Consider the following 12,904-nt stretch of genomic DNA (forward strand, 5'->3'; position numbering starts at 1 on the left):
GCTATTTTTGTTTTTTTCGAATTTAATACTACTTTAAAAGTTCTATATTTGTTTTTCTTTCAAAATATTAAATAAGTATCAAATGAAAACTTTAAACAATTTCGATTTTAAAAATAAAAAAGCAATAATCCGTGTTGACTTTAATGTGCCGCTGGATGAAAAATTTAATGTAACGGATGCTACGCGTATCGAAGCTGCAAAACCAACCATTGATGCTATTTTGGCACAAGGCGGAAGTGTAATTTTAATGTCACATTTAGGAAGACCAAATGGTGTTGAAGAGAAATACTCATTAAAGCATATTTTAAAGACCGCTTCTGAAATTTTAGGAGTTCCTGTTCAGTTCGCTGAAAACTGTGTTGGAGATGTTGCTCAGACTGCTTCAAAGAATCTTAAAGCGGGAGAAGTACTATTATTGGAAAATTTGCGTTTTCATAAAGAAGAAGAAGCTGGAGATGTGGCTTTTGCGAAAGAATTAGCGTCACTTGGAGACATCTATGTAAATGATGCCTTCGGAACAGCACACAGAGCGCATGCTTCTACGACTATTATTGCCCAATTCTTTCCAACTGAAAAATGTTTTGGAACCTTATTGGCAAAAGAAATAGAAAGCTTAAACAAAGTACTTAAAAACAGTGAAAAACCGGTAACTGCTATCTTAGGCGGATCTAAAGTATCCTCTAAAATTACGGTTATCGAAAATATTCTGGACAAAGTAGATCACATGATCATTGGAGGCGGAATGACTTTTACGTTCGTTAAAGCGCTTGGTGGTAAAATTGGAAAATCTATTTGTGAAGATGATAAACAAGAATTAGCGCTTGAAATCCTAAGATTAGCTAAAGAAAAAGGGGTACAGGTTCACATTCCTGTTGATGTTGTCGCTGCTGATGATTTCTCTAATACGGCAAATACGCAAGTAGTAGATGTTACAGCAATTCCTGATGGATGGCAAGGTCTTGATGCAGGTCCTAAATCTTTAGAAAGCTTCAAAAAAGTGATTTTAGAGTCAAAAACAATTTTATGGAATGGTCCATTAGGTGTTTTTGAAATGGAATCTTTTGCTAAAGGTACAATTGCCCTTGGTGATTATATCGCAGAAGCTACAGAAAACGGAGCTTTCTCTTTAGTTGGAGGGGGTGATTCTGTTGCAGCAGTGAAGCAATTTGGTTTCGAAGATAAAATGAGTTATGTGTCTACAGGTGGTGGTGCTATGCTTGAAATGTTAGAAGGAAAAGTACTTCCGGGAATCGCTGCGATTTTAGATTAAATCGTAGTTTTAACATTTTTTTAGATAGTTTTCAGCTGTAAACCATTTAAGTTTGCAAAATGATGGTGTTATAATGCTTTGAATTATAGCCTATTGAAATAAATGTTCTATGATTGTAAAAAAAATTTCCTTAGCGGTTTCAGCTTTTTTTTCGATCGCTGCTTTTGCACAAGATGTTGCAAATACAGACGCTCCAATTAAGCCTGAAGTAAAAATATCGTATTTAGATTCGGTTAAGAGTACTTTCAAAAAAGATGAACTGGCTACACGTGTAGACAGTCTCTGGATGAATGAATTAGTGAGCCTGGATATATACGACGATTTAACAAAAGACATTCAAACCATCAATTCAGATGTGTCGGTCAATGAAGAATTGCCAACCGAGTTGCTCAAGCAGCGACTGCAGGCCATGAATGGGAAATCGCCTTTTGAAATTGAATACAATCAAGGACTTGAGAATATTATAAAATCGTTCTTGAAAAACAGGAAAAAATCGTTTTCACGATTGATGTCCTTATCAGAATACTATTTTCCAATTTTTGAGGACGCCTTTGCCAAGCAAAATGTTCCTTTGGAAATTAAATATTTAGCCGTTGTAGAATCTGCTTTAAACCCTAAAGCAGTTTCTAAAATGGGCGCCACAGGAATTTGGCAATTCATGTACGGAACCGGAAAGCAATACGCGCTTAAAATCGATTCCTATATTGACGAACGCAGTGATCCTCTAAAAGCAACTGCAGCCTGTTCAGAATACATGACCAAGATGTTTAACATCTTTGGCAATTGGGAACTTGTTTTAGCATCTTACAACTCAGGACCCGGAAATGTGACCAAAGCAATTCGTCGTTCGGGCGGAAAAACAAAATACTGGGACATTCGCAATCACCTTCCAAAAGAAACACAAGGGTATGTTCCTGCTTTCCTGGCGACCATGTATCTTTTTGAATACCATAAAGAACACGGTATTAATCCACAAAGAGCTGTAGTAAAAAACTTCGAGACCGATACGGTTCAGGTTAAGTCGCAAATGTCATTCAAACAAATAGCTGATTTGTTAGATATGCCACAAGCACAGATTCAACTTTTAAATCCTTCATACAAATTAAATATAGTACCGTTTTATCAAAACGAAGCGCATTATCTGCGTTTACCAAAAGATAAAGTAGCAACTTTTGTTTCAAATGAGGATAAAATTTACGCATACGTAAAACACGATTCTGAATTTAAAGGACTTCCTACCCAACTGGCTATGAAGGTTGCGCCTAAAGCGAAAGCGAAAGTAAAAGTCGATGCGAAAGTAGAAAAAGACATACAAGATATCCAATTTTATAAAGTTCGTAAAGGAGACAATCTAGGTTCAATTGCAAGTAAATATGATGTTTCGATTCCGGAATTAAAAAAATGGAACAATATCAAAACGAACACGGTAGCTTACGGTAAAACGTTAAAGATCAAAGCAAATGATCCGCTAGCTAAAAATTCGAAAGAGTTGAAAACTCCGGATTTGGATAGAAAAGCGAATGAAGAAGCTATTGCAGCTGCAGATCATAAAGAAAAAGCAACGGAGCAGTCTCAGGAGTATATTGTGGCAAGCGGAGATAATTTAGGCAGTATTGCTAAAAAATTCGGTACGACTATTGCTGACTTAAAAGAACTAAATAGTCTGACTTCAAATAATATTGTTTTAGGAAAAACTTTGGTAGTTTCTAAAAACGCAGCTGTTATTGAAGAGGTTACTGTAGAAACGAAAGCAATTGCTTCAAATTCTGTTGATTCATTCAAAAAGAAAGCAGCATCAAAAGACTTAGGTAAAGACTATTACGTTAAAAAGGGAGATTCATTGTATAGCATTTCTAAAAAGTATCCTGGAGTAACAATTTCAGATATTAAAAAGTGGAATGGAATTAAAGATGATGATTTAAAACCGGGAATGAAACTTAAAATAAACGGATAATAAAAAATCTTAACTAAATTTGGGTTTTATTTCATAAATTAAAAAAATGCATAAAACCCATTTTTTATTGCTTTTACTTTCGTGTTTGTTCGTTTCTTGTTTTAAAAACGACAAACATCCTGAGCCTGTATCAGGCAAAACAAACACCATTTCTGTTATCATCGATGATCAGTTGTGGTATGGCGAAGTGGGCGACAGCGTCAGAAATAAATTTGCCTCTCCGGTTCTTGGTCTTACACAAGAAGAACCTTTGTTTACGATCAATCAATACCCAGCCAAACTTCTTGAAGGCTTCGTTACCGACAGCCGAAGTATTATTGTCATAAAAAAAGGCACGATCGATAAGTTCGAGATAAAACACAATCCCCATTCTTTACCGCACAACACTTTTCGGATTTATGCAAAATCGGTTGATGACATCATTTGCAGCATCGAATTAAATTCGGCTGAAATGATCAAAATGATCCGCGATGCCGAAATTCAGAAAATTCAGGAAGATAACAGCAAATCACTTTTGCATCCGACTATTATAAAGAATAAATTTCATATCGATTTGCAAATTCCCAGCGGATACGAATACATGTTGCATAAAAAGAATTTTATCTGGCTAAAAAAGGAGATCATTAGTGGCAGTACAAGTTTGCTGATTTATCAAGTTCCCTTAAAAAAACTTAAACGAGGGTCTAATGTTGTAGAGGATATTGTTAAAATGAGAGATTCTGTTGGCCGATATATAAAAGGGCGGGAAACCAATACGCAAATGATAACGGGTGAAGCCTATGCACCCTATTTTTTAGTGACGGAATTAAACGGAAAGAAGACTTTTGAGACCAAAGGAACCTGGGAATTAAAAAATGATTTCATGACCGGACCGTTTATCAATTATGCTATTATTGATGAGGCATACAACAGAATTTTGGTTATCGAAGGATTCTGTTATTCCCCGTCGGACGAAGAACGTGATTTAATGCTGGATCTTGAAGCGATCATAAAATCAGTTAAAGTAGATAAAAGATAGCTTCTGTTTTTTCGTTACTTTTGTTTAATAAACTTTAAATGAGATAATTATGAAAAAAATTTATGTGATAGTATCGATGTCCGTATTTTGTTTTTCTTCTTGTAAAAAGGATGGGAAAACCGAAGCCGATAATGCTAAAGTTGCGGACAGTATAAAAACAGAAGAAGCAATTGCAGAACGACCTCTCGATTCTGCGGCACAAGAAAAAGCATGGATTGCTTATGGAACCCCTGGAACTCCGCACAAAATGATGGCTGACGAAAATGGTACCTGGAAGTGTGACATGACTTTTTGGATGGAACCGAACGGCAAACCTCAAAAAGCCAGTTCTACAGCAGTCATTAAAATGATACTTGGCGGTCGTTATCAGGAATCCAGTTACAAAGGAATGATGATGGGACAATCCTTTGAGGGTAAAAGCACCTTAGCCTACAATAATGCCAGTAAAGAATACACCACTACTTTTATTGATAATATGGGAACCGGTATGTTGGTAGCCATAGGCAAGTACGATGAAAAAAGTAAAAGTATAGAATTTAAAGGCGACATGATAAACCCATTAAACGGCAAAAAAACACCGTACAGAGAATTATACACTTTCGTAGACGCCACAACCCGTAAAATGGAAATGTTTGAAGTCAAAAAAGGGGAGGAATTCAAGAGTATGGAAATCCTGATGAAGAAACAGTAACCCTATTTCTACAAGGCAAAAAAGTGGCCGTCTCAAATTATTGGGACGGCCACTTTTTTTAAACTTTATGGCCCTTGCATAAAGTTTTTCAGATCAAGCTTTGCGAACTTTGCGTTTTTTACAAAGCCCCACATATCAAAAAAAACCTTGCGATCCTTAAGGTTAAAAACAAGTTTTTACAAAATAACGATCAATTTCTGCTTCATACTATTGTCACCCTGAGCGAAGTCGAAGGCTAGTTAAATAAAAAGGGGGGCTTCGACTTCGCTCAGCCTGACATACGGGTAAAAAAAACTTAGCGAACATTGCGTAACCTCTTTGCGCCCCTTGCGGTTAAATCAGTTTTAAGATATTTTTACCACACTTTGTAAGAGTTTCGTACATTTGAAGTTACATGTAACTACCTAACGTTTAACCTATGAGAACACTTCGAAGTAAATATCTAAGCAACATCCCAATTAGCGAGGATAACTATAAAGTTGATTTTATAATTTTAGAGAAGTATCAAAGTTTTTCCTCAGAAATATTGAGGCTTTCATTACTTGGTTTAACGATATATGGATTTTTAATTACCAATGTACTATTTAAAGTTACAGATGATGGAAAGAAAAATATATTTATCGATCCATTTTCCGAAAATAAAATGCTGCTGTTTCTTGGCGCAATAACATTGATAGCAACAGCGCTGGTAGCGTTAAGTCACCGCTATTTTTCGACTGATTGTATGACTCATTTCATAAGAGGCTTTCGCTTGCGACAAAAATTGTCAGAAATGGAAAAGAAAGTAATAAACAACAGACCAGAACTCATTCGACTTAAGGAAGTTATAAATAGTGAAGAAATAAGCTTTGAGAAAGATTTGCGTTATTGTAAGTGGCTGTTGTTTGCTTCCTGCTTTTTTTTAATTGCTGGTATTTTATTAATCATAATTGCATTAGCATGCTCGTTTAACAGCCTGTTGGTATAAGGGCAACTATAGTTCAAACCTGGTAAATCCTTTCGCAGGGCTATTCAAGGATATGAACTTTATCTACACCTTCAGATATTAATTCAAGCAATTTGGAATTAACATTTTCAAGCAGATGAGCTTCGCCTATTGAGTGTCGTTCGGTTTGTCAGCCTCCCTAATAAAACAATCCGCAAAATCTGCAAAATCTGCGTGCAAAAAAACTTTGCAAGCCATACATTTTGATTCTTTAATGATCGTATTCCGCTTTTATCATTGAACTAATAAGGCTCCTTTATGGCGCTGACCTTTCGACGAAGGGGAAATCACATCCAATATTCGACAAAGATTGGCGCTTTTCTTTACGGAATTTCTTATGCGATTTACTTCGTCTATACGCTTTCGCTCGATTCTCCTTGGTCGAAAGGACAAATTAAGGATATTGTTTAAATTAGGGGGAGTAGACAAACTAAATTTAATATTGATTTTTGTTACTGCTCCATAGGTTTTGGACTTGATATCATTTAACAGTTAAGCGACCCATTAAGTCTGTAAAATTAATTTAGTTCTTTAACACAACTCTAAAGAATAATTTTTCTATGTTTGAAATATAGAAAAGATGGAATCCATTTTTACAATAGCACAAAAACAGAATCAGATGGAAATAAAATGGAAAATAAAGCCCTTTGAGGCATTAACAGCACATGAGGTATATGATTTGCTCAAACTAAGGAGTGAGATCTTTGTAGTCGAGCAAAACTGCGTTTATTTAGATCCTGACGGTAAAGACAAGCTCGCTTTGCACCTAATTGGCGAGTACGATGGAAAAGTAGTCGCTTATTCGCGATTATTTGATGCCGGAATTAGTTTTGACTATGCGTCAATCGGCAGAGTGGTGGTCGATGCCAATTATAGAGATAAGAAATGGGGACACGATTTAATGCGCGAGGCCATTGCAGGCATAAAAGTCAATTTTGGTACCGATAAAATTACAATCGGAGCGCAGTTGTATCTAAAGAAATTCTACGAAAGTCACGGTTTTGTTCCAACTAGTGAAATGTATCTGGAAGACGATATCCCGCATATTGAAATGCAACGGACTTAAGTTAAAATCAAACTTTGGTAATCACAAACTCCACGCGTCGGTCTAAGTTGTCTCCTTTGCCAAGCGGATATTTATTGCCACAACCTTGATACGTCATGCGGCTCTTGGATATTTTTCGACCCATCAAATAGATAAAAACGGTTTTGGCCCGGTTCCAGGAAAGTCTCCTTTCCTTAGTAACTTTGTCAATTCCGTCGCTATAAATTTCAGGCGTGCAACAGACATGTCCTCGAATTTCGAACTCAAGTGTTTTCTTTTGCTCAAGAATTTTGGCGATTTTGTCTAATTCTTTTTTGGAGTTATTCGTGAGTTTAGAACTTCCTAAATCAAAGAGAATATTGTCAAGATAGATTTTATCGCCCACTTTTAAGCGGTTTTTAAACGAAGTATGAATACCTTTTCCGAACGAGTTCTTTTTTACGGCGATCAAATCGACACGGCGGTTTTGCGAGCGCGTTTCGTGCAGGTTTTCTACCGTATCGGGTTTGATGATCACCCGGCCTTTTCCTTCAAGGATAATTATTTTACTTTGGTTAAAACCATTTTCTATTAATAATTTCTGAATGGTATTTACACGATTATTAGACAATCGAAAATTGTATTCATCATTTCCGCGATCGTCACAATACCCATAGATCTGTACCGATTCGATTTTTGAAGTGTCAATGGTTTTTATAAATTTTGTAATAACGTCTGTTTGTCTTTCTGTAAGATCATATTTGTCAAAATCAAAGTAAACCGTTTCAACGGGTTTCTTTTGAGCTGACAGGTGGATGAAAATAAAGAAAAGAAACAGTGTTTTACAAAATTTCATTTTTTACATTTTTAAAATCGTTTTATATTCAGTCTGATTGTTTAAAACGTTTACGGCCTTTTTAATTTCTGAATTGTTTTTAATGTAAAATTGATACAAACCTTCCTGATATTGGTACCTTTTGATAAGTTCCTCCTGAATCAGGTTTTTAATTTCTTTCTGGTTTTTATCTAGCAAAGTAGTTTCGCTTTTCTCAAGGGCGTTTAATAATTGTTGGTATTCAGGCGCAATTGTTTCGTCTATTTTTTCGTTTTTGGCTGCAGCCAAAGTGTTTTTCAAAGCCACTTCTGTTTCTGTGTCAAAAGTAATTTTGTTAGTTTTTAAATACTGTTTAAAACCAGTGTAATCAGCATCGGTTACAACAGGGATTTTATCACCCAGATTCGGATTTTTATAGTAGTAAGTTGTAGCATAGTCAAAGATACCGTCGTTTTTTAATAACGCAGTGGTGATCGGACTCATTTTGGCCTCGTCTAATTCAATATCCGGTAAAACGCCACCACCATCATATACGGTTCTGCCTTTTCGGGTTTTAAAAGCAGTAAAGTTTTTGGAATCCGTTTTTTGTGCCACACCATTTTTGTCTTTATGCGCATAATCCAAAGCCTGTATGCAACGACCGGAAGGCGTGTAATAACGTGAAATAGTCACTTTTAGCTGTGTTCCGTAAGTCAGATCAACAGAACGTTGTACCAGACCTTTTCCAAAACTGCGACTTCCCAGAATTACAGCACGATCTAAATCCTGCAAAGCTCCTGAGACAATTTCTGATGCCGATGCACTTCTTCCGTTTACCAAGATGGCTAAAGGAATCTCTGTATCTACAGGTTCACGTTGTGTTTTGTAAATGTTGTTGTGTTTTTCAATTCGTGATTTTGTGGTCACAATAACCTCATTCTTTGGAACAAACAAATTACAAATATCGATGGCTTCGTTTAGCAAACCTCCGGGATTTCCGCGTAGATCAAGTACAATTTGTTTGGCACCGTCCGCTTTTAATTTTTCTAAAGCCTCTTTGACTTCCGCCGCAGCTTTTCTGCTAAAATGGGCCAAAACAATATAACCGGTTTTATCATCAATTTTTCCGTAAAAAGGTACCGATTTAATATCTACCTCGTCTAAAACCAATTCTGTTGTAAATGGTTTTCCCTGACGCAGGTATTTTATGGTGATTTTAGTGTTTTTTGCTCCTTTTAATAATTGCGAAGCATCATCTTGAAAATCGGCAATTAAGACATCCCCAATCTGGATAATTTCATCTCCCGCTTTTAGTCCGGCTTTGTCAGCTGGATAATTTTTATAAGGTTCACGAACAATCAGACGGTCTTTTTTTCGGGCAATCAGAGCACCAATTCCGGTATACTCACCTGTGTTGTTGATTTTGAAGTTGACAACATCCTGTTCATTAAAATAAACCGTGTACGGATCTAAGCTGCCTAACATACTTTTAATGGCTTTATCCATTAAATCTCCCGGATTAGTGTCGTCCACATAATTGGTGTTCACCGCTTTGAATAAGGTGGTGAAAATTTCGATTTGCTTGGCTATTTCGAAAAAATCGTCTTTGAAACTGGTTCCGATAAATAAAAACCCGGCCGCAACGACAGGAATGACAAACTTCTTTTTGAAATAAGGATACATGATTATATTTTTTTTCTTTTAAATCTTCTTCTAATGTAATAACCCAACACGCCAAATAATAGTATAAACGGCCAGACACTTATGATCCAGATAAATAAACCGGATAATTCGAAAAAACCGGATTTTATAGCGTTTAGTATTTTTGAACCGTAGGAAACCTTAACGCCTTCTCTTTCGGCTGTTGTTTTATAAAACTCAATATAAAAAGTGCTTTCCGAAACACGACTTTCTAAGTATTTTAATTGCCCTTCTTTTGCTTCAATTTCTTCGCGGATAGCAGAAATCTGTTTTTCTATTTCTAATATTTCACTGATTTTAGTGGCTCTTTGAAGGATCTCGAGATAGCGGGTTTCTAATTTGCGTTTTGTTTTTAATCTGGAATCCAGGTCGATATATTGTGTTGTTACATCCTCACTGGAAATCTGCTTGGTATCAAAATATGAAACTCCTTTTGAAATGGATTGCAGGAAAGCATCAAAATTCTGACTGGGAACATGAACGGTTATGTTTCTGGATGCTGTATTATATCCTTTTTCTTCCGTATCATTCTGTACGTTTCCTTTGTTGTCTTTTATCGCTTTTTGGATTTGTTCAAAAGTGCTTTCTAAATCACTCGTTTCAAATCGCAAAGTGGCTTGTCGGATTATTTTTTGCGGAATAGCATCTGGTGCCGGACTTTCTTTGTCATAACTTACATCCGATTCCATTTTTGCGGCAGGAAGTTTTACCGCCGAAATCTTAATGTCGTTAGTAACTTCATCTTGTTGTTCCTTTCCACAACCCGCTAAAAACAATACAAAAAAGAATACGTAGAAGATATATCGCATAAAATTTCAATTTAGAGCTAAAACTACAATTTTTTTAGAATTTTTTATCTAATTTGATAAATTAAGTTGTCTTTCGAATCTTATAACTCAGTTTTATTCTCAGAATCGTTCGTTTTGTTTAGCTGCAGAAGGAATTTTTCAAACAACTGGATTGTTTTGGTATTGATTTCTTCGTAAGACAATCGGTCTTTAGTTTGGTAAAAAAGCATAAAAGAATAGTTTCCTTCCAGATTGTCCCAAAGTAAGTGTTTGTTGAGGCGATAGGTTTCCCTTAAAACACGTTTGAAGTAATTGCGGTCGACGGCCTTTTTGAAGTACTTTTTTGAGACCGAAACGCCAACTTTGATTTCTTCTTCAGCTTCCACTTCTCCAACATGATAAACCAAACGCAACGGGTATTTTGAAACTGATTTTCCTTCAGAAAACAGTAAACCAATTGTTGTTTTGCTTTTTAAGCGTTCATTTTTGGGATAGGTAAAGTTCATTTAGTTCAGAAAAAATTTGCAAAATTATCAGGCAAAGGTACAATTAAACCAGAAATACGGTTATTGTTTTTAATTTTAATAGCGCTAAAAATTTATTTATTACTTTTGGCCTTTAATTTTTTCAAGCATGCAAAAGATAATTTCGTATCCCATATCCGTAATTTATTATTTATGTTTTGGATTGTGTCTGGTTGTTTTTCACCCAATTCAATGGATCTGCCTAAACGTTTTTGGTTATCAGGCTCATAAAAAAAGCGTTGATTATTTAAACTTCTTCCTTTTAAGATGTACTAATCTTGCGGGAACAACTTATAAAATAGAGAACAGGGAGATAATTCCTACCGGAGTTCCCTTAATATTTGTGTCGAATCACCAAAGTATGTACGATATCGTGGCAATGATTTGGTACTTTAGACGATTTCATTGTAAATTTGTCAGTAAGAAAGAGTTAGGTAGTGGAATTCCAAGTGTCTCATTCAATTTACGACATGGAGGATCTGTGCTAATTGACCGTAAAGACCCTAAACAGGCGATCCCGGTAATCAAGGGTCTGTCTGAATATATTGAAAAAAACACGAGATCTGCCGTTATTTTCCCCGAAGGCACAAGAAGTAAAACCGGAAAACCGAAAGAATTTGCCCAAAGTGGATTAAAAATCTTATGTAAATATGCACCATCAGCCTATGTGGTACCAATAAGTATCAATAATTCATGGAAAATGGTACGTTTTGGTTTTTTTCCTGTTGGTTTAGGAAATCACCTTACCTTTACAGCTCATAAAGCGATGGCGGTAAAGGATTATGATTTTGCCGAGTTAATGGCGCTTACAGAAAAGGCAGTTGTAGAAGGAGTAAATGAATATAAATAGATTTTTGCTTGTAGTGTATGCTAAAGCTTAAATCCCAAATCTAAAATAAGTAATGTCTATAAAAAACATTAGATTAGAAGTAATGCAGTTTTTGGAAAAAAACGTGGACAGCTTCGTTGAGCAGTATTTAATTCCAGTGGAAAAAATTTGGCAACCGTCTGATTTTTTGCCTAATTCTGAAGGAGATAACTTCTTTGAAGAGGTAAGAGAGTTGCGCGAGATTGCTAAAGAATTGCCATATGATTTCTGGGTAACACTTGTTGGTGATACGATCACAGAAGAAGCTTTACCAACTTACGAATCCTGGTTGATGGATGTAGAGGGAATAAATCAGGTAGAAAATGGTGGAAATGGTTGGTCAAAATGGATCCGTCAATGGACGGGTGAAGAAAACCGCCACGGAGATTTATTGAATAAATACTTGTATTTGTCAGGACGTGTGAACATGCGTGAAATCGAAATGACCACACAGCATTTAATCAACGATGGTTTTGATATTGGAACGGGATCTGATCCGTATAAAAACTTTGTATACACCAGTTTCCAGGAATTAGCAACTTATGTTTCACACAATAGAGTAGCTCAAATGGCGAAAAAATTTGGTGACAATAAGTTGTCTAAAATGTGTAAAATGATTGCGGGTGACGAAATGCGTCATCATCATGCTTATAGCGAATTTGTAACTAGAATTTTCCAGGTTGATCCAAGCGAAATGATGTTGGCGTTTCAATATATGATGAAACAAAAAATCGTTATGCCGGCGCATTTCCTGAGAGAATCAGGTCAAAAGATTAGTTCTGCTTTTGAGCAATTTTCAGATTCAGCACAACGTATCGGTGTTTACACAGCAAACGATTATGTAGATATCATGCAAAAACTAATCGATAAATGGGAAATTGATAAGATTTCTAATTTAACAGATGAAGCCGAAAAAGCACGTGATTATTTAATGAAATTACCAGCTCGTATGGCAAGAATCTCTGAGAGATTGGTTATTCCACAGGAGTCGCATATCTTCAAATGGGTAGAACCGGCTAGATTGTAAATCTTAGACTTAAGATTTTAGATTTTTTGGCGAGGCTTGAATTTCTGATTTTGATTGATTTTTGATATTGCAATTAAGTTGCATTTAATAAAAATAATAAATTAATGTTGATTGTTGAAGCTAACAAGTCTTTGATAATCAACATTTTTTATAAGGTTAATTTCAGTTTAGATTTAAATGAAAATAAGGGAGCTCAAGTAAATCTTTGTACCGATACTAAACATAAATAGAATTCGTTTA

12 protein-coding genes are annotated in these 12,904 nt (G+C 35.7%); 8 read left to right on the forward strand and 4 right to left on the reverse strand.

Translation table 11 applies throughout. The features are described from left to right. Positions 1–82 precede the first annotated feature (82 nt). The 6 genes from AB674_RS11920 to AB674_RS11945 all read left to right on the forward strand — a co-directional run bounded on the left by AB674_RS11920 (position 83) and on the right by AB674_RS11945 (position 6,984). On the forward strand, positions 83–1,270 hold the full coding sequence (locus tag AB674_RS11920) for a phosphoglycerate kinase (protein ID WP_047776860.1): 1,188 nt from the start codon (positions 83–85) through the stop codon (positions 1,268–1,270). A 109-nt stretch (positions 1,271–1,379) separates the two neighbouring features. Next, positions 1,380–3,224, forward strand: coding sequence for a lytic transglycosylase domain-containing protein (locus tag AB674_RS11925; protein WP_047776862.1), 1,845 nt, complete (start codon positions 1,380–1,382; stop codon positions 3,222–3,224). Positions 3,225–3,270: 46 nt separating this feature from the next. Then, positions 3,271–4,242, forward strand: coding sequence for a DUF4837 family protein (locus tag AB674_RS11930; protein ID WP_047776863.1), 972 nt, complete (start codon positions 3,271–3,273; stop codon positions 4,240–4,242). 49 nt (positions 4,243–4,291) lie between these two features. Continuing rightward, a complete protein-coding gene (locus AB674_RS11935) occupies positions 4,292–4,933 on the forward strand; it encodes a DUF1579 domain-containing protein (protein ID WP_047776865.1) in 642 nt (213 codons plus the stop codon). Between the two features lie 418 nt (positions 4,934–5,351). After that, entirely contained in the window at positions 5,352–5,900 is a 549-nt protein-coding gene (locus tag AB674_RS11940) for a hypothetical protein (protein ID WP_047776866.1), read from the forward strand. A gap of 637 nt (positions 5,901–6,537) precedes the next feature. After that, positions 6,538–6,984 carry a GNAT family N-acetyltransferase gene (locus AB674_RS11945; protein WP_047777095.1) on the forward strand — a complete coding sequence of 149 codons (447 nt, stop codon included), beginning with the start codon at positions 6,538–6,540 and terminating at the stop codon, positions 6,982–6,984. Between the two features lie 7 nt (positions 6,985–6,991). On the opposite strand, the gene AB674_RS11950 is transcribed toward AB674_RS11945, so the two are convergent. From AB674_RS11950 to rnpA, 4 genes are all read right to left on the reverse strand, one after another. Beyond that, positions 6,992–7,798 carry an OmpA family protein gene (locus AB674_RS11950; RefSeq protein ID WP_047776867.1) on the reverse strand — a complete coding sequence of 269 codons (807 nt, stop codon included), beginning with the start codon at positions 7,796–7,798 and terminating at the stop codon, positions 6,992–6,994. 3 nt (positions 7,799–7,801) lie between these two features. Further along, positions 7,802–9,439 (reverse strand): S41 family peptidase, encoded by a 1,638-nt coding sequence (locus AB674_RS11955; RefSeq protein ID WP_047776868.1) that lies wholly within the window; start codon positions 9,437–9,439, stop codon positions 7,802–7,804. Between the two features lie 2 nt (positions 9,440–9,441). Then, positions 9,442–10,266, reverse strand: a complete 825-nt coding sequence (locus AB674_RS11960) for a DUF4349 domain-containing protein (RefSeq protein ID WP_047776869.1) — start codon at positions 10,264–10,266, stop codon at positions 9,442–9,444. Between the two features lie 80 nt (positions 10,267–10,346). Next, on the reverse strand, positions 10,347–10,751 hold the full coding sequence (rnpA, locus tag AB674_RS11965; RefSeq protein ID WP_047776870.1) for a ribonuclease P protein component: 405 nt from the start codon (positions 10,749–10,751) through the stop codon (positions 10,347–10,349). Positions 10,752–10,878: 127 nt separating this feature from the next. Between rnpA and AB674_RS11970 the strand changes: the two genes are divergently transcribed. Together AB674_RS11970 and AB674_RS11975 are read left to right on the forward strand one after the other, a co-directional pair. Continuing rightward, a complete protein-coding gene (locus AB674_RS11970) occupies positions 10,879–11,619 on the forward strand; it encodes a lysophospholipid acyltransferase family protein (RefSeq protein WP_047776871.1) in 741 nt (246 codons plus the stop codon). Between the two features lie 52 nt (positions 11,620–11,671). Further along, complete coding sequence (locus AB674_RS11975) at positions 11,672–12,664, forward strand: acyl-ACP desaturase (RefSeq protein ID WP_047776872.1); 993 nt, start codon at positions 11,672–11,674, stop codon at positions 12,662–12,664. Positions 12,665–12,904: the final 240 nt, after the last annotated feature.

The sequence above is a fragment of the Flavobacterium sp. ABG genome, assembly GCF_001027725.1.
In the GTDB taxonomy this organism is placed as follows: Bacteria; Bacteroidota; Bacteroidia; order Flavobacteriales; family Flavobacteriaceae; genus Flavobacterium; species Flavobacterium cupriresistens.

What these genes read in the sequence shown, in the direction of transcription:
- AB674_RS11920 (WP_047776860.1), top strand. Translation starts at nt 83, where the DNA reads ATGAAAACTTTAAACAATTTCGATTTTAAAAATAAAAAAGCAATAATC.
- AB674_RS11925 (WP_047776862.1), top strand. Translation starts at nt 1,380, where the DNA reads ATGATTGTAAAAAAAATTTCCTTAGCGGTTTCAGCTTTTTTTTCGATC.
- AB674_RS11930 (WP_047776863.1), top strand. Translation starts at nt 3,271, where the DNA reads ATGCATAAAACCCATTTTTTATTGCTTTTACTTTCGTGTTTGTTCGTT.
- AB674_RS11935 (WP_047776865.1), top strand. Translation starts at nt 4,292, where the DNA reads ATGAAAAAAATTTATGTGATAGTATCGATGTCCGTATTTTGTTTTTCT.
- AB674_RS11940 (WP_047776866.1), top strand. Translation starts at nt 5,352, where the DNA reads ATGAGAACACTTCGAAGTAAATATCTAAGCAACATCCCAATTAGCGAG.
- AB674_RS11945 (WP_047777095.1), top strand. Translation starts at nt 6,538, where the DNA reads ATGGAAATAAAATGGAAAATAAAGCCCTTTGAGGCATTAACAGCACAT.
- AB674_RS11950 (WP_047776867.1), bottom strand. Translation starts at nt 7,798, where the DNA reads ATGAAATTTTGTAAAACACTGTTTCTTTTCTTTATTTTCATCCACCTG.
- AB674_RS11955 (WP_047776868.1), bottom strand. Translation starts at nt 9,439, where the DNA reads ATGTATCCTTATTTCAAAAAGAAGTTTGTCATTCCTGTCGTTGCGGCC.
- AB674_RS11960 (WP_047776869.1), bottom strand. Translation starts at nt 10,266, where the DNA reads ATGCGATATATCTTCTACGTATTCTTTTTTGTATTGTTTTTAGCGGGT.
- rnpA (WP_047776870.1), bottom strand. Translation starts at nt 10,751, where the DNA reads ATGAACTTTACCTATCCCAAAAATGAACGCTTAAAAAGCAAAACAACA.
- AB674_RS11970 (WP_047776871.1), top strand. Translation starts at nt 10,879, where the DNA reads ATGCAAAAGATAATTTCGTATCCCATATCCGTAATTTATTATTTATGT.
- AB674_RS11975 (WP_047776872.1), top strand. Translation starts at nt 11,672, where the DNA reads ATGTCTATAAAAAACATTAGATTAGAAGTAATGCAGTTTTTGGAAAAA.